We start from the raw sequence: 19,298 nt of genomic DNA on the forward strand, positions 1-19,298 counted from the left end.
GATGAGGCCCCGCCAGCGAAGAAACCGCCCGCAAAGGAGCCGCCAGCGAAACCCGCAGCCGCGGCGCCCGCTGTAGAGAAGAAGGCCGTTCCCGGGGAGGAACTGGAGAAGCTGGACAGGCCAGTTCCGAAGAAGGTGATCAAGAAGCCGGTGGACAGGCCCGTGGTCCAGAAGAAGGTGATTAAGAAGCCTGTGCCTGTCGAAGACGAGACAGAAAAGGTCTAGCTTCTCGCCAGAGCCTCTTGCGCTTTCTTGTAGACAGCGTCGGGGTCCTTGTAGTACGAGGAGACGAGCTTTGCCACATCCGTGTGTTTGTCGAGTCCGATCTTGCTCATGTACTTGAAGAGCCCAATCCTCCTCCGGACCTCCTGCTCCATCCTCTTCTGTGACCAGTTTCTCGCGATGGATATCTTCTCGTAGACGTAGCTGTGACCGCTGTAGTTGAAGGTGTCGTCCGCAGGGTTCCATGAATAGGCCGTGTTGGTTATGAGCTCATCCGACTCCGGGTCAACGCCGATGAACTCCGTGAGCGACTTCACCCTTCTGGTCATGTCGGTCCCGACCTTCACCTGGGCTTGCATCAGGACGACATCCAGTGCGGAGACGAGAGCGCGCGGGAGGTTGATGGGATCGTTCTCCATCCTGTGGACCATCGCCTGGACGTCCTCAGCGTGGAACGTCGTGTACGCACTCTTTCCCGTTGCCATCGCCTGGAAGACGACGTAGGCCTCCGTTCCTCTGACCTCTCCGACCATCAGATACTGAGGTCGTTGTCGCAGAGCGGATGTCAGCAGATCGAACATGTCGATCTCTCCCATCGCCTTGCCCGTGATCTTGCTCCTGGTCCCGAATCCAGCACGGGTCACGGTGGGAACCCAGTTGTCGTGCGGCAGGTTGAGCTCTCTCGTGTCCTCGATGCTGACAATCTTCATCTGAGGCGGTATGAACAGCAGTATGGCGTTGAGCGTGGTCGTCTTTCCACTCGCCGTTCCACCGCATATGAGCATGGACTGACCGTTCTCGATGGCGAGCCACAGGTATGCCATCATCTCATCATTCAGGGTCTTGAATCTCAACAGGTCCAGAGGTGTGAATGGGTTCTCCCTGAACCTTCTGATCGTGAAGCTCGAACCTCTCTTGGTGACGTGCTTGCCGAGCGTCGCCTGAAGCCTTGATCCGTCCGGGACCGTGGCGTCGAGCATCGGCTGCGCAACCGAGATGTGCTTACCGCACCTCTGTGCCAGCCAAACGACGAAGGAATCGAGTTCCCCCTCATCGTCAAACCTCAGGTTGGAGGGGATGGACCCGTACTTCCTGTGATAGATGTAGAACGGGATATCAACGCCATCACACGAGATATCCTCCACGTTGACATCGATCATCACGACATCGATGGGTCCGTACCTGATGAAGTCCCTGAGCACGTAGTACATTATCCGTTCTTTGGATATGGGGTGAAGGCTTACGCCGAGCTCCCGGAGAAGACCGTCCACAACCCTCCTCAGGTAGGTCTCCTTCACTCTCTCGTCCTCTTCGTCGATCGCCTCGAGTGATTCGACCAGGATCTCTTTGAGGACCTCGAGTATGTCCTCCTCTTCTGGGAGGAGCTTCGGCTCGATGACCTCGTACGTGTACTCGTTCGCGCGCGTGTCGTAGTTTATGCGAACATAGGAATAGCCCTCAATCATGGGCAGGATTTCAATCTCTGTGAGGTCCTTCTTCGAAATCTTGGGTATAGTCGTCACCCTTCCCATGGTCTTCTCTTCGACGGCACTGACCATGGGCGAGAGGACCTTTATCCCCTTCTTGCCCAGAAGCTTGCTGAAATATCCCCTCTTGACGGCATCGAGGGCGGAGAAGACGCTTCTCTTCCTGCGTTCTTCCAAGACTTCCAGCTCCCCCTCCGTCGCCGTCTTGTCCCGTTCGAGCTGCCTGAGCTTCGCAGCAGTCTCTTCCTCTCTCCTCTTGAGATCTTCAAGCTCCTCTTTGACACCCTTGCCTATCGCTTCGCTCAATTCTATCACCTAGATGAAACTCAGTATGGAGAAACCGATCACCAGCATCAGGAAGCTGTGCCGGAATCCGCTAATCACTCTCCCGTTGTCAAGAACTCCCGCGAGAAGCCCGTCCCCCACAGCGTGTATTATCGCTGCGAGGAAGAAGGCCAACTTGATGCTCTCCACGATATTCGGCAGGTCAGATGCAAGTGGGCTATCCACCGCACCGCCACTCCCCTCGCCTGAGGTGGTGAGCGATTCGCTCGCCTCAAGCATCTTCGGGAGGAAAGTCGCGTTGATGATTGCGATCGTGACAAGGAACACGAAGAACGAGATGTAGATGACAGCGATGTATGTCGACATCGCAATGCTCCTTTCGTATTCCGTCAGCTGCGTCTCCTTGGCATCGTGCGAGACCATTGTGAGGACATCCGCAACATCTCCGCCTGCATCGCTCGACTTGACGATTATGCTGACGACACGACTAACCATCGGTGTCTTGACACGCTCGTTGAAGAGTTTGAGGGCCTCGCTCGCGGGAACCCCCCATTGGATCTGGGCAGCCATCTTCTCAATCTCTGCTGTGAGTCTCCCGTACCTACCGGACGAGGCCACGACAATCGCGTCGGCAAGGGTCATTCCGAACCTTCCCGCCTCGGCAACGTCTCTGAGGAAATCCGGAAGCCTTCCCTCGATGGCCGCGACTTCCTTCAGTTTCTTCTGCATGTAGAACCCGTATGGCCCCATTATGACGAGCATCGCAAAGACGATGAAGTTGATTCCCCTCTTGATCGGCGTCTCCCCTGAACGCAGTGAAATATCGACCACATCCATCATGTTCAGGATGGCGATGATGACGAAAACCGCAGCAATGCTCCCGCTCACGATCAGTATAGGCTTGGCGAGGTCCAGCTTCTCGTACATCTTGATTCTGGCCTGCTCCAGGTCCTCTCGCGTCATTACTTGCCCTCCTGTTCCATGTTCCATATGACGAAGATGAACCCGAACTGGGAAATCGGTATCATCAGGCCGACGACGACGTACAGCAGTGTCACGACGAAGCCTGACCCGCCCTTGCTGATCAGGCCCATTATGGCCATGATGACGACCAGGAAGAGGGGAAAGGCGACGACGACCGTGACGAAGCTCTCGGCAAGCATGCCGAGGGTCTCCATGTTCTTCCTCATCTCCAGTTTGTCCTCCTTCTCGTACTGCTCCGCCTTCATGAGGAAGTAGGGTTTGAGCTGTCCTCCGGACGTGGAGGTCGTGACGACGCCCTGAAGGAAGTCCTGGAACTTGATGGACGGGGATCTCGCGGAACCCGCACGGATGGCGGAGAGGATATCGACTCCCAGAAGCTCCGTGTCTCTCGTTATCCACTCGGCCTCCTCGGCAACCTCACCGTACACGGCTTGCTTCGAGAGCTCCTTGAAAATAACGTTTACTGGCACATCGGCTGACGCCATCGCGGAAATGAAACTCATCGCTCCGGAGATTTTTGCATCGATCTTAGTTCCCCTCTTCTTCTTGGCGGATGTGGGGGCGTGCAACAATACGAAGTAGGTGAGGAGTGCCGGAACCACTGCCAACAAGATGGCGATGATGATGCTTGTCAGCCCATCCATGATGCCCAGCACGAATAGGAGCGGTCCGAGAATCACTCCAATGACCACACCGACGATCACCATGATGAACGTGCTCATCCAGACATAGGCGAGATACTCTTCTGGTCTGATCTTCATGTGAGCCTGAACGAGGTCGTCCTCCAAGTCTTGTTTCGGTTCGAACCTCGACTCCACGAACCCACCAAGGAGGCGCCAGCAGGTTTCCTGATAGGGCGTCAGCTTGATGTATTCCGGTCTCGAGCCCTTGGCCAGCTTTATCTGATGCGGACCTCTGAGCCCCGTTTCCTCTGGCCTGAATCTCTTCGTCTTCACATAGGCCTTACTCGCCTCTAACTTGTCGAACGTGTCAGACCTCTCTTGAGGCAAACATATCACCTTCAACTAGATCCTCGGGTTCTGGCTCCTCTCGGACCCATCCCATTTCGTTCCTTATCTTCTCGATAGTCTCTTCAGGGTAGTGGTAGTAGGACACAACGAGTCTCGAGATGTCCTTGTAGTCGTCAAGGTCCTTTTCGACCATGTAGTTCACCAGATCCACCCTTCTCTGAAACTCTCGGTCCATCTCATCGTGGGTCATGTTCTTCATTTCCTGCAGTTCGTCGAAGAGGAAGCTGTGACCCTTGTAGATGAACGAATCGGTTGCCGTATCCCACTCGTACACTGTATTCGTGATGAGCTCGTTCGTCTCAGGTTCAAAGCCGACGAGCTCAACTACCTGAACGACCCTCCTCACCTGTTCCGACTCGGCGCCGATTCTCGCGAAATTCTGTATGATCACGAAGTTGAGGGCGGTCAGCAAGATCCTCGGTGTGTTGATGGGCGGATTCTCGAGTCTGTTGACCATCGATTTCACGGAGTCCGCGTGCATAGTGGACATCGTCGGGTGGCCTGTCGCCATGGCCTGGAACATCGTGTACGTTTCCCTTCCTCGGACCTCTCCGACAACGATGTAGTTGGGTCTCTGCCTTAGAGCGGCCCTAACGAGATCGAACATGTCAATCTCGCCGGCGGCCTTTCCATCTGCCCCCTTCTCGCCCACGCCGCTTCTCGTTGTCCCTGGAATCCAGTTCTCATGTGGAAGGTTGATCTCTCTCGTGTCCTCTATGGACACGATTTTTGCGCCTGGCCTGATGAACAACGCCGCTGCGTTCAGAGTCGCGGTCTTGCCCGTTGCGGTCCCGCCACAGACCATCATTGACCTTCCGTGCTCTACGGCCAACCACAGATACGCGACCATCTCTGGCGATGCCGTGCCGTACTTTATGAGCTCTGTCGGAGTGAATGGTTTCTCCTTGAATCTCCGGATCGTGAAGGATGACCCTCGCGTGGTCACCTCCCTTGCGTACGTGGCCTGGACACGATGGCCTTCAACGCTGGTACCGTCCAGGATGGGATTGGCCACAGAGATCTGCTTCCCGCATCTCTGTCCCAGCCCAATGACGAACGAATTCAGGACATCCTCATCGTCGAATCTCTCCCTCGTCCTGATGGACTCGTACTTCCTGTGGAATATGAAAAGGGGAACGCCCACGCCATCGCATGAGACGTCCTCGATTGTTTTATCTGACATCAGAACATCGATTGGACCGTAGCCCACGTAGTCCCTCGTGATGTAGTAAACGATCTTGTCCCGGGAATTCTCGTCGACACGCATCCCCCTGCTCCTGAAGAAGCTGTCAATGCTCTCCTTGAGGAACTCCTCCTTGTCTTTTATTCCCAGGGTGCCGGTCTCGTACTCCAGCGTTCGCTTAAGCGAGTCCTTGATGAGGGCCAACAGCTTCTCTTCTCTCTCGGTGAGATAAGGTTCCCACGACTCGTAGACATACTCGCTCTCCTTGTTGTCGTAGACTACCCTCGAGTAGCTGAAGGGAGGCTTTATGGGCAAGATCTCAAGCTCCTCTATCCACTCCTCCTCAGTGGGTGCGATGGGCGTGAGGTGGGAACCTCTGCCCCCTTCCCACTTCGTTGCCGTGGATGCGCCTTTTGGCACCAGGACTTTCCTCTGTTTCTTTGCTCCAAACATACCAGATACCTCTTCGTTGGACTCAGGTTCGAGAACTGGTCTCCCCGATGACAACGTCGAAGTTCGATGAAACCAGTGTCAACCTCCCGATGTCCACATCATCGGACTCTATCGTGACCTCAATGAGCGAGTAATCATCAAAGACCGTCCTCTTTACGACGAAATATGGATTGGTCGCCTTCTCCTGTGCACCGCTGCCATACCAATCCCAGTCGGGAGGTGAGTTGTCCTCGTAGTCCTGTTCCGTCACACCAAAGGCACTTGACAGCGTCTCATTGAAGAATTTGTACCACGCCTTGCCGTTCTGGGTCCAGTGAACAATGGTCACGTCAGAGTTGACATTGCTGTACTCATCCCACGAGGCCCCATTGAGATCATGGTGGACACCCTGCGTCCCGATGCCGCCCACAGAGCCGTCACCGTACAGGTCTATGAGGTACATCCAAATCTCGACGTAGTCACCCTTCTTGGATACCATGAAAGAAGGCTCTCCCTTGATGACCTCACCTTCCTCCTGGGATCTGATGATGGCCCCGCCCTCGTACGTGAGAGTCTGTCTCACGAAATACCTGTTCGCGACTTCAAGGACGATATTCCCCGAAGCGTTCTGTTTCACGTAGAACGTCTCGTTAGTGCCTCCGACGTCATGTTGATAGCTGAAATTGACGGAGAACTTCCCGCGGTCTTCCCTCCCCGTGAGTTCCCCGACGGTTGGTGCGGAAAAGATGGGGACCCCGTCGATACCTACCTCAATAGGAGTGAACCCGCTGCTCCTCATGCATGGCTCATTTTGACGCAGCATGATCACACAGGAGAGAACTTGCAGATCAACCGATCCCTTGAGCGTGCCGAACTGTCCGTAAACCTCATTCATATGAGCGGATTCGGCGTCCTTCATCCAGACAGGAACGTACTGGTTCACTATCATGGAAAAGAACGTCATGACGACCATCAGGGCCATGATCGTGCCCACTGTGGAAGCCACACCTTTGTTGTCCCACTTGAGTTTCCTCTTTATCCTAAAAGCTCTGCGCGAGGGCTCCATCACATCACCTGGAAGAATCGGATTCCTCTTAGTTCTAATGTTGGATGACGTATTTATATGTGTCGCCACCAATTGCAACTGGTCATTCCAATCAATGATATTTAGGAGCCCTCGGATTTAGGGTTGAAACCCTAACTTTAATATGTGCAGAATCATATGAAACTCCGCTGCCGCAGTAACTCAGTTGGGAGAGTGCAAGACTGAAGATCTTGAAGTCGCCGGTTCAAGTCCGGCCTGCGGCATTCCCGACTTAGCTTAGACTGGCTAGAGCGGCTGACTGTAGTTGGTTCCCGGAGTCTTTCCGGTCTCGGCCGATATCAGCAGATCCCCGGTTCAAATCCGGGAGTCGGGACTTCTGCGGGGCTCACAAGCCCCCACTTCCCCTAGGACCTTCAACTCAGTTCAACCCACCGACACGAACGGAGCCCGAACGCGCCTCGTGGGTCTTCATGTGGTGTTACGGGTTCCTTGAAGTTATAGTTGGCAGTATGACAGATGGTCTGGCCGATTGGAACTCCTTCCGAATTTCTTTATTTTCTACGGCCTTCCTCAAACTGGCTCGTCAATCTCTTTCCCATGTGCCAGTCGATGTGCATCATCCATAGAGCTCCCAGAACTATGACAAAGACAGCAATAATGGACACCGAGGCCGAGACAACATTCCATGTCATCACCTGATAATAATAAGTTCCCGAACCATCACCAGCAGAGACTGGTATCGTAACTGGTAGAAGAAGGGGGAACAGCAGTGATATCGACATGAAGATGATACCGAAATACAACACCGATCTCGCTGTATGCCTATTCTTCCTGAGGTGATATTCCTCGTATTCTATCTCGCCCTTCACACGAATGATCTTCTCCCCGCAATTCGGACAGAAGTTCTTTCCCTCCGGAATGGATTCCCCGCATTCTTTACAGTCTACCAAAATCTTCCCTCCCAATCTGAGTGGATTAGGGCTGTCACAAGACAACTTCTGGCGACAGAGTGTCCTGGATTGACAACCCTATATCCAGTCCTCTCCCAAGACACTCTTATCGCCAAGAAGTGAATGGGAGTGAAGGGTTTAAAGTTTTCTTTGAGCGAGGATACACACCTGAAAGCGTGCCTCTACTTCGAAAAAGAACCCCTCAGTCGCTTTCTGTTGCAGCAGATTGGGTAATAGCTAGCTGTTGAAGTTGTGTGAGTTTCTGGTTCATCTTGACATAACATTTCGCAAGTAGACCCAAAGCAGATATTAGCTCCTCTTGATTGATTTCTTCGTCTGTTGTGAACTGCTTCTTGAGTCTCCTGAGTGCATCTGTGGTGTCTTTCGAAATCTTGGGAAGCATGCTTCCGATGCCTTCTGCATCGAGCATTCCGAGCGATATCAACTGGAACATTGTGGTTCCAGTAGTGGCTATGCTAACTCCGACAAGGGTCAGGGTATTGTCCTTCGTTGCTCCACCGACACTTATGAGAAGTCCCGAAAGATAATAGACATCCGTAAAATCCTCTTCCTTAATTCCCTTAATGGCACTATCAAACGCTCCAACCATATCTTTCCGACTTAACATACAACCATCTCACAACTTCTCGCAACCGTCATGGCCTTATGAAGAAAGCCGAGGGGGAACCGAGAGTTCCTGTAATAGGAGTGCTAGCCTTGACACGCCGCAAAATGTTTAGTCTGCCAACTACTTTCTCGACATTGTCGAGAAGCTTCAATGCCTCATTCAGTTGTTTTCTTTGCGACTCCGAAGAAGCACGCTCAAAAGCACCTTTATAAGCCGTTCTAAGAGAGACTATCTCGAGTGCGATTTGTGCAAGCCGAGTTTTTGATATTCCTCGTTGAGGCATCGATGCGAGTTCTCCTTTCATGAACACAATCCGCCTCATATCTGGCAAGATACCTTTCATCATATCAGCCTAACATGTTCTATGGCAAAGCTGATACATTATGTTTTTGGCTTCCTCTCCATGAGGAGGAACTATGTTGCCACAAGCTCGATTTCCATTCCATCTCCGTTGCCATTCCATCGCTTCCTAGCTTCGAAAGTGGTGCTCCACTTGACCAAATCACCCCAACCGTCTTCAAAGGGAAGATCGATACCAGATGCCTGAGCTGGCGTTCTTCCATTCAGTGAAGTGTGAGGTCTGAGGAAGTTGTAATAGATTACAAAGCCATTGGGAATCTGTGTTTCCGCGGATACGAGGCCACGCATTATGTCTGTGCGATCTTTCAGGGTTCCATGAAATCTCTCAATGAGTTGATTATTGTGACCTCCACGGAGTCCCACATTTGCTATATGCTGGCTTCTGCGGATTCTAAGTCCTCTGCTGATGCCATGATTATATGCACCCAAGCCGTCCGTGAGTACTTTCTCTGGCTTCCCAGCGTTCCTACGACATTTCTTGAAGAACTCGGTAGCTTCCTCATCGGACCTCTCCCTCGAGAGATGGCATCCCAAGATGTATCGTGTCTTCTCGTCGATCGCATCCCAGAACCAATGGAGTTCTCCCTTCCGCCTGAATCTCTTCTGTTTCTGAACCCTGGTTAATGGTCTCTGAGGTCGAATAGAGAGGGAAGTCTCATCGGCGTGCCAGATGCCAGAACCTTGGGGCCGTAGGTTCACGGTGAAGTCTTCAATCCGAGGGACATATTTCTGGATCCAATTCAGGATAGTTCGTGCGGATGCCTTCACCTTGAAGAGCTTCCAAAGAAGACGGCTGGTAGTTGGTAAGGATGCACCGCTGTAATATAATTCGAGAGCGTTAGCAATAACCTCAAGTCTCGTCCTCATTCTTGGAGGATTATTATTGTCATCAAAGAGATGACTGCAATCCTTGCATCTGTATCTTTGATGTCCATTTTGTCGTCCCCACTTGACAAGTTTCTCGCTTTCACAATACTTGCACACAACCTTTTTATTCTGAGCATCCTTATCCTTTCCTCGGGGTTCACTGGACATATCAGTGGGCCTCCTGAGTATCGGAGTCTCAACACTCCGATGCTCACTATCTGGATGAGTATCCAGATACTTAAGGCTTGAATTGAGAGATGAGGAAAAGTATCTATCTGGCTCCCCTGAAACAAGACCTCTAAGCCATTCTAGAGCCGATTCTGATATACTTTCACTTGGGAGGGGACAAAAATACCTTAAGGTTAGTTGCTCATATAGTCATAATATCAGGCTCTGAGCGGGGGTTGGGTTTCGAACCCAAGTCGTGCGATTACTAAATCGCCCGCAGTACCGACTATGCTACCCCCGCATTCCCTTTATTCATTCTCTCCGAAGAGGCCATTCTTCAAGAGTTCTCTGCGTTTCTTGGATTGCTCAGCGGCAAACCTCGCAACCATCCCCGTGAGCATTGGTTGTGACCGAATCCGGTCTACGACAATCTCAATGATCTCGGCCACCGTCATGTTCAGGTTAGCAGCTAGATTGGTAATGACCGCCCAGTCACTCTTTTTGACGTTTCGAATGGAAACCGTGATGCGTTCTTCTTGACGGGCCTTTCTCTCAACCATCGTTCTCTTCTCCTGCTGTCAAACCCAGTGCAAACATCGGGTTTGTCTAATGGCAAACAGCAATCAAACCATCGGTATAAGTAATTTGTGGGAACGTAGGAATTGCCATCAGATTTCAGGAGAAGATCCCAAAAACGAGATTCCTACGCCCTTTCCACTTCTATGTCAGCCAGTCGTCTGTCATGTTCTCAACTTTAAATTCAAGGCACCGGTGTTACGAAATACTTTTATACGTCCTACGATATTAACCATGTTGTCGGACAATAGTCCGACCAATCTTTGTCAGGGATGGGAATGACGCGCTGGAAGAGGAAGTCGAAGACCGCCGATAAGACCACCAAGAAGCTGATGGATTCGGGAGTCTTGAATGTCGGTCGAAGAGACACTTACTCGCGAAGAGTGGCTAATGAGTCCCATCCACCGTATGGCTTCTGGAGTGCCGTGCAGTACACATTCGTCCTTTCCCTTTTCCTCTGGTGGATGCCAACCTTCGGGCAGATGATCGCCGGATACGTCGGTGGCAGGAGGGCGGGAGGGCCATGGAAAGGAGCCATTGCGGCATTCATCCCTGTTGCCATCTTCATTGCTGTGTTGGCTATGGCAGATCAGGGGATACTCACAGAGGAGCTATCCTATGTGGCTGGCGTCCCCTCCTACATTGCGTCAGCCCTACACGCCAACGTTCCCGTTCTTGCTCCTTACATCGAATTCGTCGCCGTGTACGTGACGACTTTCGTGGAATCACTGGCTCTAACGCTTGGGCTGGGACTCAATGGCTATCTCGTGACAGTGATATTCGCATACATAGGTGGCGTAGTCTCCTCTCAGAGAAGGAGTGAGATGGACTATACCAGAGCAGGCGTCCCCACGGTGATAGTGGCGGGACAATACAACTCGCCCTTCGCGGCCGCCAAGTCACCTGTCCCGAGGGGATGGGATGACGGACAACAGACGACCCTCGGGTCGATGAAGAAGATCCCCGTCGCATCAGGCAAGAAGGCCAGTGGTCAAGGCAAAGGAACCGCGACCCCTGCCAAGCCTAAATCGAAACCGGGCAAACGTGCGGAGACCAAGGCAAAGGGGCAGAAGAAGAAGAGCACAACAACGGCCGAGGATCGCGAGAGAATCGGTCGAAAGCTGACGGAAAGGGCCTTGAAGAACTACCGCTGACCAGCCACAAAAGGTTTTTATTCGGATTCTCCCTATGACGCCGGGATGTCCCTCTTCTGTCCCGAGTGCGAGTCCCTTATGTATCCGGAGAAAGGGGAACTGGTCTGTAGCAATCCTCAATGCAAGTACTCTAGGAAGATTGGAGAGAAAGATGACCGCCAGATCGTGCGGACCAAGAGAAAGGAGAAGATGGAGACTCTTGTTCTTGACGAGATCATGGCGACGCTTCCGAAGACCAGGATCGAGTGCGAGAAGTGCGGGAACAACGAGGCCTTCTGGCAGTTGAGGCAAACACGGGCCGCTGACGAGCCCGAGACCAGAATATACCGATGCACAAAATGCGGTCACACGTGGAGAGAGTTCTAGCCGCCAATGCCGTTGTTGAGCGCATCTGCGATGTCCTTGGCCCTTTCCAGTTCAGCCTTGTCCGTGCTGTGAAGGATGATGTCCTCTATCTCCGCGATCGCATCTCCCACCGTGCTCGCTGAGGTCAGACTCCCGAGATCGATCCCCGTCGAAGCGTCCACATATCCGGAGACCACATTGAGCCAGAGTGCCATGAGCTGTACCAGCGCCTTCCCTGTCATGTCCGACTTCGGATTGGACGAAAGCACACTGCAGACGTCGTCCTTGGACTGGATGTACACGAAGACGAGCGAGTTATCGGCGATTCCCTGCGCGAACTCATCCGTTATGCCAGGGTGCTCCTCCTTGGGCTCGGACACCTTGCACTGATGTTCCCAGTACCCCGTGGTTCTCGGGAGAGAATCGGGCTGAGGAGCCTGCTCGAGGACGTAGACAAGTCCGCCTGCTGCGCTCAGAACAATCTCTGCAACGCCATCCTGATCGATGTCCCAGACAGTGGGCTGTCCGAACGGCCTCTCGATGCCGAATGTCCATTCTATGGCGCCGGTCTTGGCGTCGAGGGAGAAGAGGTTCCTGTCCTTGCCCAGAGCCAGAACCTCGATCTCGCCGTCCCCGTCCACGTCCGCGGTGACCAGCGAGCTCTGGGCTCTCGCGTTGTCCGGGAGAACCGTCTGCCAGAGAGGAGTCCCGTCGACACCGCGGTATGCCAAGACTGTGTGATTGTTGAAGTCGCCTCCGATCAGGTCAGGAAGACCATCTCCATCGATCTGTGCGATTGTGGGAGTGCTGTAGAAATCACTCCTGGAGGTGTCGTTCCAGAGAATCGAGCCGTCGTGGTTCAGGACTGATATCCCTCCAGTGACGACCATGAAGCTGGCGATCTCGCCGTATCCATCGCCATCGAAATCCGCTATCAGAGGCGAGGAGCCGACTCCGTATCCGAGGTCTGTTTCCCACTCGATAGTCCCGGTGTCAGCATCGTACAGTCGCATCTGGGCCGCGTTGTCGAATCCCACGATCTCTTGATCCCCGTCATTGTCGATGTCATCCAAGGGCGAGGTCGCGCGGTTGTAGTGGAGTCCCTTCGGACTCTTCCAAATCATGTTGCCGTCGGGGCCGTTGAACGCGTAGAAGTAATCATCCATGCTCCCAACGAGAACATCCAGGATCCCATCGTCGTTGGAATCATGGAACATGGGTGATGCAAAGAAGCCGTGTTCCGAACCAGAGGTGGAGGTGTAGCTCCACAGGGGTGAGAGGTCCTCGCCGTTCAGGGCGTGTATCTCGAGAGACCCTCCAACGACGCTGTGGCTTCCCTGGCCTGCCATGACCTCGAGCTTCCCATCGCCATCGATGTCCGCCGCTGCGGGCATCATTGGGTACTCAGGCGCGAAGTAGGTGCTGTAGAGGAAGACGCCGTTCTCGTCGATGACATACAGCCCGCCATTGTCCGCCGCAACAATCACCTCGTACCTGCTGTCACCGTTCACGTCTGCAATGAGCGGGGCCGATATCACATTGGCGCTCGTGTTGAAAACCCATCTCACGTGTGGCTCTTCTATGTCTCCCACAAAGGGGGCTCTTCCCGTTCGGTCGGCGTCATATCGATAGAGGACCATGTCGTCCCCGATGGCCATCGGGCTCAGTTCCGAAGGAATCGAGGAAATGCCCACGAGACCTGATAATAGGAGAACCGAGATGGTCGTAGCTGCCAATAGCCTTTTCATAAGACCCCCCGTAAATAACTGTTGAATTTATTGGATTCTCGCATATATATAGTTATGCAGAAAGTCTAACGGGTTCCTCAGCATGCGCCACACGATGGTTTTCGACGCATCGGAATTTGTCGCTCCCATCTGGCGTGTTCCTTTCGAGAAAGGCGTCGAGCATACCTTTATAATCGCCAAGTGGTTTACGGAGATGGACCTAGAATCTCGGGGGAGTACATGTTCAGCGCAAAAGCCAAGTCAGAGGTGCTAAGAGAGATAGTGGACGTCATTTCGACGCTCGTTGATGAGGCCAAACTCAACCTTGGCAAAGACGGTCTTTCCGTCAAGGCAGTCGATCCCGCTCATGTAGCGATGCTTGACCTGTCCGTGGCAAAGGACGCCTTCGAGGAGTACAGTGCGGACGACCAAGAGATGGGCGTGGACATGGACAAGTTCAAGGAGGTCCTGAAGCTGGCCAAGGCGGGGGACGTAGTCAGCATGGACTACGACGAGGAGAAGAACCGGCTCATAATGAGCGTCGGCAACATCACCCGCAGAATGGCGCTGGTCGATACCGCAGGCATGTCCGATCCGAAGGCACCCAACCTGGACCTCCCGGTCAAGGTGACAGTCAGGGCAGAGGAGTTGCGTCAGGGCATCCGGGCATCGGAAAGCGTCTCTGACCACGTCGCTTTGATATGCACGCCGGACGGCTTCGAGATGACCTCTGAAGGGGACACGGACTCCGTCAATCTGAGGTTGCCGAAAGACCTCCTTGAGTCGCTGGACTGCAAGGAGACCGTTCGCTCGCTGTTCCCGCTCGACTATTTCTCCAATATGGTCAAGGCGGTCTCCGCAGCTGGGTCGATCACGATGTTCTTGGGAACTGACTATCCCGTCAAGATGGAGTTCAAGGTCTCCGACGGAAAGGGAGAAGTACACTATCTTCTAGCCCCCAGGATCGAGAGCGAGTAGCTAGGACGGCATATCGAAGTCGGCGGCCTGCATCTGTTTCATCAGTTGTTTCCTCATCTTGCGGTTCCCCGCTAGGCCCTTGATCGCCTTCCGGGACATGGCGTACTGCTTCAGGAGCTCCCGTACGTCCTTGGGGGAGGTCCCGCTGCCCCTTGCGATTCTGGCGATCCTGCTTCCTTTCACGATCTTCGGGGTCGTCATTTCGTCGTCCGTCATCGAGTCCATGATGAACCTGAACTTCCTCAGTCTGGTCTGAGCGGTCTCCAAGTCATCGTCGCTGAGTTTTCCGGGCATTCCGGGCAACAGGCTCATCAGCTTTCTGAGCGGGCCCATTCCGCTGAGCATCTCCATCTGGCTGTACATGTCCTTCAGCGTGAACCTCCCACCCATCATCCTCTTGACGGTCTCCTTGGCCTTGTCCTCGTCCATGGCCTCCTGGGCCCTTTCCAGCAGGAGCTTCAGATCGCCCATTCCTAGAAGACGCGAGATGAATCTCTGAGGATCGAATTTCTCTAGATCGTCGATCTTCTCGCCCGTTCCTATGAAAACGATCGAGGCGCCGGTTTCCGAAATCGCGCTCAGTGCCCCGCCGCCCTTTGCCGATCCGTCGAGCTTCGCCAGTACAACGGAGGTGACACCGACGGCGTCATGGAACGCTTTTGCCTGGGGTCCCGCCTGCTGCCCCATCGTCGCGTCCAGTACGAGGACTGTGTCAGTGGGGTCTGCGACCTTCGACACGCTCTTGATCTCCTTTATCAGGTCCTTCTCGAGGGAATGCCTCCCGCTCGTGTCCACTATCACGACATCGGAGTCCTGGAAGCGCTTCATGCCCTCCTTCACGATCCTCTCAGCCCTCTTCTCGCTGGGGTCCCCGTGGACTGGCACGTTTATGGATTCCGCTATCTGGGAGATCTGCTCGTACGCGGCCGGTCTGTGGACGTCGGCCGCAATGATCCCGACCTTCAGACCTCTTTTCTGGAAGTACCTCGCCATCTTCCCCGCAGTGGTCGTCTTCCCCTGACCATACAGACCGACAAGAAGCAGTCTCTGCTTCTGGAGTTTGAGCTCCTTCCCCTCTCCCAGTATGTTGACGAGCTCTTCGTAGATGATTCTGGCAACGTGTTCTTTGGCGCTCATTCCTGCGGGCGGCTTCTCTTTCAGGGACCTCTCCTCGAGTGTCTTCGAGAGTTCGAGGGTCAGTTGGACGTTGACGTCGGCTCTTAGCAGGGCCCGCTGGATATCCCTGATGACCTCTCTTATGACGTCCTTGTCCAGATGGGAGGCCGAGAGCACCTTCTTCATCGCGTTCCTGAGCGAGGCGCCGAATTTCTCAAAGCTCATCGTCGTCAAATATGGCGTTGCCTATATTAAGATTCCACCGCCCATTCCCTGGATGGCTGGCCACATTCCCGGGAAGCCCGGTTCCCTACTTCGGCTCATTCTCTGAGACAGGATGTACGTGTGTCTCTGTTATGTCCAACGACAGGACCACATGGCACTCTCTGGACGACAAAAAATAGAAAAGGGAGGGCTAGCCTTGTCAGAAGGGATGGGATGCACTCTAACGAACTAGCCCAAAACTCCCCATGCGATATATTCTCTCACCTATATTTAAAGCTTTCTCGAAAAACAAGGACTGAGCTCTAGAGGTAGCCAGACTTCTGCAGCGTCATCAGGTCCTCCGTGCTGAGCTTCTCACCTTTCTTGAATCTGTCATATATATCATCAGCTTCCCTCTTGGCGACCGTCTCGTACTTGTCGACTCTCGCCCTTCTCTGCTTGCGTCGTATCCCGCTGACCATCTTGTCGAAGTCATGCACCTCTCTGATCATGACTATGTGATTCTTGTGCTCCTCGTCGGCCATCATCTTTGTTCTGATGAACTGCTCCTGGGCGTCGTCGGCCTGCTTTCTGACCCCATCGCTCTTCTCGTAGTATGCCATCATCTCGTCATGCTCTTCCTGTGCCGCATCTGCCAGCTTGCCGACGTTCTCGTGGCACTTCTCGGCTTCCGACTTGATGTTCTCGAGCTCCCGTATGGCTTCTTGGATCTCCTCTACCTTCTCCAGCTCCTTCTCCCTCTCGTCGATCTTCTCCTTGACGCTTGAGAGGGCCTCCACGAGCTGCCTTTCCTTGTCGATTTTCATGACCGAGGTCATCTGCCTGAACTCCAGGTCCCTCAGGTCCTTCTTCATTCGGTTCAGGGGCACCTCTCCCCTCGGTGTGTGCCTCCTCTTCAATCTGTTGATTCTATCGATGTTCTCGTTGACGGCGCGGTTGAGCCTGTCTCTCTCCTCCTTTGCCCCCTTGACATCAAGGTTGAGCTTGTCCCTTTTGTCTCTGTGGACCGCAGCCTCGTCGATTAGCTCTCTGACCTTGGCATTTAGCTCGTCTCTTCTGCCGACCCACTGCTTCGTCTTATCGTTGAGTTCATCGCGCCTTCTCTTGTGCTTCTCCGCCTCGATGTTCCTCTCGTTCCTCTTCTCCCGCAGTTCGCTCATCAACTCGGTCATCTGCACACAGCCAACTGGGCTTAAGATGGAACAAACCGCTTATAACCCTTTCTCAGTTTCCCGCCGGGATTCATATGCTGCGTCTGGTTCCACGCTAGAAAACGGACACCTCTCCGTTCACGATAAGGTCGGTGATCTTGGAGATGTTCGCGAGCCACTCATCGACGACAGCTTCAGCTTCCGATTGGACTCCGCTCAGCTGAGCGCCATTGGCCATCACGAGCTGGATGCTCGCCGCCTGGGGATCGTCTATAGGTTTCCCGATCTGGGAAACGATTCTCACATAGGCCTCGAGGATATCGCCTCCTCCAGCCTTGACGATGTCGTTGGCGATCTTCAGGGTCAGGATGTTGTAGAGCTTTCCGACGTGGGTCACGGGGTTCTTGCCCGCCGTCGCCTCCATGCTCATCGGTCTGAAAGGCGTGATTAGCCCGTTCGCCCTGTTCCCTCTGCCGACGGACCCGTCGTCGCCATTCTCGAACGAGAGCCCCGTTACCGTGAGATAGAATATGCCATCGTCGTAGTTGTCGCCGGTGTTGATGTCCACGCTCACATTCCTATTCGTCAGCTTCAGAGCGTTCTCGAGAAGCCTGTCCTTCAGCTCCTCGACGACGCTGATATAATGCGACTGGTCCGGGACGAGACGGTCCACCATCGCTGCCGCCACGGTCACGTTGATGTCGTCGCCGACTCTCGTTGCCATTACTTTGACGTCCTCGCCGGCTTCAGGGATCTCCTTCTTCAGCGGGCCGTTGATAAGCCGTTCCGTCTCGTACGTGATCGTCTCCGTCTCGCTGAAGGGCGCATAGCCCACCCCGAACGACGTATCGTTGGCGAGCAGCCTCTGGGTCTCATAGAGGCCTCTGAGGTCCACGGATCCCTGGCCGATTCTGCAGTCGAGCATGACATCCATATCGACGTCGAGATGCGGGCAGAAGGACTCCAGGTAGTCTCGGGCCGCCCTGATCGCCCTCGACCTGTACGGGAGCCTCTCTCCATCCACTTGCGTCGTTGCCCTTCCCACCAGAAGGATGTACACGGGTTCGAGGACCGTTCCACCGCCGAACTTGGGCGCCGATTGACCGCCCACGATCTGCGTCTCGTCGGTATTGTGATGAAGGATCTTGTTGTACCGTTCCATGTACAGCTTGCACAGCGTCCTGCTCACTGATTCCGCAAGCCCGTCAGCAATGCTGTCTGGGTGCCCGATCCCCTTCCTTTCCACGATCTCGATCTTCGTCTCTTCCATCGGCATCCGACTAGCCTGCTCAACCCAGATGTTGCGATCCATGCGATTCCTCCCCGTGGAGTGAAGTGAAAGTTCAGCCTTCGATTTATCCCTTTCGGTTCTCCAAATGTGATGGACGTGTCAGTCCTTGTACCGCACGAGGTGCTCGTCGAAATCGTTCGGGACATGTGCGTTCTCGAAGACGTCTCTGGCGTCCTTCTCCAATGTGGACACGTCATCGTACCTGGGGCTGATGTGTGTCAGGAACAGCATCCGGGCACCGCAGTCCCTCGCGATCTGAGCTGCCTGGCGGGAGGAAGAGTGTCCGAACTCGTTCGCCTTTTCCTCAAGGCTGGCATCGGTCGTGGCGTCGTGGATGAGAACATCGGAGCCCGTTGCGGCGTCAGCGAAGCTGCTCGAGGGCAGCGTGTCCCCGGAGTATGCGATCTTCCTTCCCGCGCGTCTTTCTCCGAGAACCATTTCCGGTGCGACCGTCATGCCGTCGTGCTCAACGGTCTCTCCTCTCTGAAGTCTGCCGAACAGTGGACCTTCTGGCAGACCAAGCTCGATCGCCCTCTCACGGTTGAACTTGCCAGGCCTGTCCTTCTCCTGCAGCACGAATCCAATTGATGGGACGTTATGCGTCATCTTGACGCTTCTGACCGTGTACTCAGGGAAATCCACCTCGGACCCATCCTCCATCTCCTCCACAAAGACATCGAAGCCAGGACTGAAGTACCCGATTCTCAGGAGCACCTCCATGAGGTCCCTTATCCCCCTAGGCCCCCATATCCGCAGTGGCTCTTTCCTGTCGTTGAGCGTCATGCTCTGTACGAGTCCCGGAAGCCCGAGGAAATGGTCCCCGTGGAAGTGCGTGATGAATATCTTCTGAACCTGCATGAACGAGAGGCTGGACATCATGAACTGCCTCTGTGTCCCCTCACCGCAGTCGAAGAGGATGATCTCCCTTCCTCTCTTGACAGCTATGGCTGCAACGTTCCTCTTTGGCGAGGGCCAACTTCCGCCGGTTCCAAGGAATACGATCTGCACGACTGGAACGAAAGAGGCATGCTCTTCATTAAAGTTTCGAAGGGCGATCGGAGCCGAGATGGAACCCACGGAAACATAAATAGTC

Annotated in this window: 18 protein-coding genes and 3 tRNA genes; 6 read left to right on the forward strand and 15 right to left on the reverse strand. The window is 54.0% G+C overall.

What is annotated here, in order from left to right; translation table 11 throughout:
- Positions 1-225 (forward strand): histone (locus tag LN415_00860; GenBank protein ID MCJ2555649.1); only part of this gene is annotated, 225 nt, incomplete at its 5' end.
- Here LN415_00860 and tadA read toward each other — a convergent pair.
- Genes tadA through LN415_00885 form a run of 5 tightly spaced genes read right to left on the reverse strand, consistent with a single transcriptional unit; the run spans position 222 to position 6,690 of the window.
- The gene (gene tadA / locus LN415_00865) at positions 222-2,015 is read right to left on the reverse strand and encodes a Flp pilus assembly complex ATPase component TadA (protein ID MCJ2555650.1); all 1,794 of its coding nucleotides are present in this window, start codon (positions 2,013-2,015) and stop codon (positions 222-224) included. The two genes, LN415_00860 and tadA, sit on opposite strands and share 4 nt — an antisense overlap.
- Positions 2,016-2,024: 9 nt before the next feature.
- Entirely contained in the window at positions 2,025-2,957 is a 933-nt protein-coding gene (locus LN415_00870; protein ID MCJ2555651.1) for a type II secretion system F family protein, read from the reverse strand.
- A complete protein-coding gene (locus LN415_00875; protein ID MCJ2555652.1) occupies positions 2,957-3,988 on the reverse strand; it encodes a type II secretion system F family protein in 1,032 nt (343 codons plus the stop codon). The genes LN415_00870 and LN415_00875 overlap by 1 nt, the downstream gene beginning before the upstream one ends.
- Positions 3,969-5,612 (reverse strand): type II/IV secretion system ATPase subunit, encoded by a 1,644-nt coding sequence (locus LN415_00880; GenBank protein ID MCJ2555653.1) that lies wholly within the window; start codon positions 5,610-5,612, stop codon positions 3,969-3,971. The genes LN415_00875 and LN415_00880 overlap by 20 nt, the downstream gene beginning before the upstream one ends.
- Positions 5,613-5,667: 55 nt before the next feature.
- Positions 5,668-6,690 (reverse strand): hypothetical protein, encoded by a 1,023-nt coding sequence (locus LN415_00885; GenBank protein ID MCJ2555654.1) that lies wholly within the window; start codon positions 6,688-6,690, stop codon positions 5,668-5,670.
- Between the two features lie 169 nt (positions 6,691-6,859).
- Here LN415_00885 and LN415_00890 point away from each other — a divergent pair.
- A tRNA-Phe gene (locus LN415_00890) sits at positions 6,860-6,932 on the forward strand.
- 2 nt (positions 6,933-6,934) lie between these two features.
- Positions 6,935-7,042: transfer RNA gene (locus tag LN415_00895), tRNA-Tyr, on the forward strand.
- A gap of 178 nt (positions 7,043-7,220) precedes the next feature.
- Here the strand turns inward: LN415_00895 and LN415_00900 are convergent.
- The 5 genes from LN415_00900 to LN415_00920 all read right to left on the reverse strand — a co-directional run bounded on the left by LN415_00900 (position 7,221) and on the right by LN415_00920 (position 10,202).
- Positions 7,221-7,619: a zinc-ribbon domain-containing protein gene (locus tag LN415_00900; protein ID MCJ2555655.1), complete on the reverse strand. Its 399-nt coding sequence runs from the start codon at positions 7,617-7,619 to the stop codon at positions 7,221-7,223.
- 202 nt (positions 7,620-7,821) lie between these two features.
- Positions 7,822-8,229: a hypothetical protein gene (locus LN415_00905; protein MCJ2555656.1), complete on the reverse strand. Its 408-nt coding sequence runs from the start codon at positions 8,227-8,229 to the stop codon at positions 7,822-7,824.
- A gap of 432 nt (positions 8,230-8,661) precedes the next feature.
- Positions 8,662-9,642, reverse strand: a complete 981-nt coding sequence (locus LN415_00910; protein MCJ2555657.1) for a DDE-type integrase/transposase/recombinase — start codon at positions 9,640-9,642, stop codon at positions 8,662-8,664.
- 228 nt (positions 9,643-9,870) lie between these two features.
- A tRNA-OTHER gene (locus LN415_00915) sits at positions 9,871-9,943 on the reverse strand.
- Positions 9,944-9,950: 7 nt separating this feature from the next.
- Positions 9,951-10,202, reverse strand: coding sequence for a hypothetical protein (locus tag LN415_00920; protein ID MCJ2555658.1), 252 nt, complete (start codon positions 10,200-10,202; stop codon positions 9,951-9,953).
- 294 nt (positions 10,203-10,496) lie between these two features.
- On the opposite strand from LN415_00920, the gene LN415_00925 reads away from it, so the two are divergent.
- Positions 10,497-11,372 carry a hypothetical protein gene (locus tag LN415_00925; protein MCJ2555659.1) on the forward strand — a complete coding sequence of 292 codons (876 nt, stop codon included), beginning with the start codon at positions 10,497-10,499 and terminating at the stop codon, positions 11,370-11,372.
- Between the two features lie 45 nt (positions 11,373-11,417).
- Entirely contained in the window at positions 11,418-11,738 is a 321-nt protein-coding gene (locus tag LN415_00930; GenBank protein ID MCJ2555660.1) for a transcription factor S, read from the forward strand.
- Here LN415_00930 and LN415_00935 read toward each other — a convergent pair.
- On the reverse strand, positions 11,735-13,465 hold the full coding sequence (locus tag LN415_00935; GenBank protein MCJ2555661.1) for an FG-GAP-like repeat-containing protein: 1,731 nt from the start codon (positions 13,463-13,465) through the stop codon (positions 11,735-11,737). The two genes, LN415_00930 and LN415_00935, sit on opposite strands and share 4 nt — an antisense overlap.
- 219 nt (positions 13,466-13,684) lie before the next feature.
- Between LN415_00935 and pcn the strand changes: the two genes are divergently transcribed.
- Complete coding sequence (gene pcn, locus LN415_00940) at positions 13,685-14,422, forward strand: proliferating cell nuclear antigen (pcna) (protein ID MCJ2555662.1); 738 nt, start codon at positions 13,685-13,687, stop codon at positions 14,420-14,422.
- Here pcn and LN415_00945 read toward each other — a convergent pair whose 3' ends face one another.
- From LN415_00945 to rnz, 4 genes are all read right to left on the reverse strand, one after another.
- On the reverse strand, positions 14,423-15,763 hold the full coding sequence (locus tag LN415_00945; protein ID MCJ2555663.1) for a signal recognition particle protein Srp54: 1,341 nt from the start codon (positions 15,761-15,763) through the stop codon (positions 14,423-14,425).
- 302 nt (positions 15,764-16,065) lie between these two features.
- On the reverse strand, positions 16,066-16,935 hold the full coding sequence (locus tag LN415_00950) for a phosphoserine phosphatase (protein MCJ2555664.1): 870 nt from the start codon (positions 16,933-16,935) through the stop codon (positions 16,066-16,068).
- Positions 16,936-17,029: 94 nt separating this feature from the next.
- Positions 17,030-18,226, reverse strand: a complete 1,197-nt coding sequence (locus LN415_00955; protein MCJ2555665.1) for a methionine adenosyltransferase — start codon at positions 18,224-18,226, stop codon at positions 17,030-17,032.
- 78 nt (positions 18,227-18,304) lie between these two features.
- Positions 18,305-19,213, reverse strand: coding sequence for a ribonuclease Z (gene rnz / locus LN415_00960; GenBank protein MCJ2555666.1), 909 nt, complete (start codon positions 19,211-19,213; stop codon positions 18,305-18,307).
- Between the last annotated feature and the right edge of the window lie 85 nt (positions 19,214-19,298).

The sequence above is a fragment of the Candidatus Thermoplasmatota archaeon genome, assembly GCA_022848865.1.
Lineage (GTDB): Archaea > Thermoplasmatota > Thermoplasmata > RBG-16-68-12 > JAGMCJ01 > JAGMCJ01.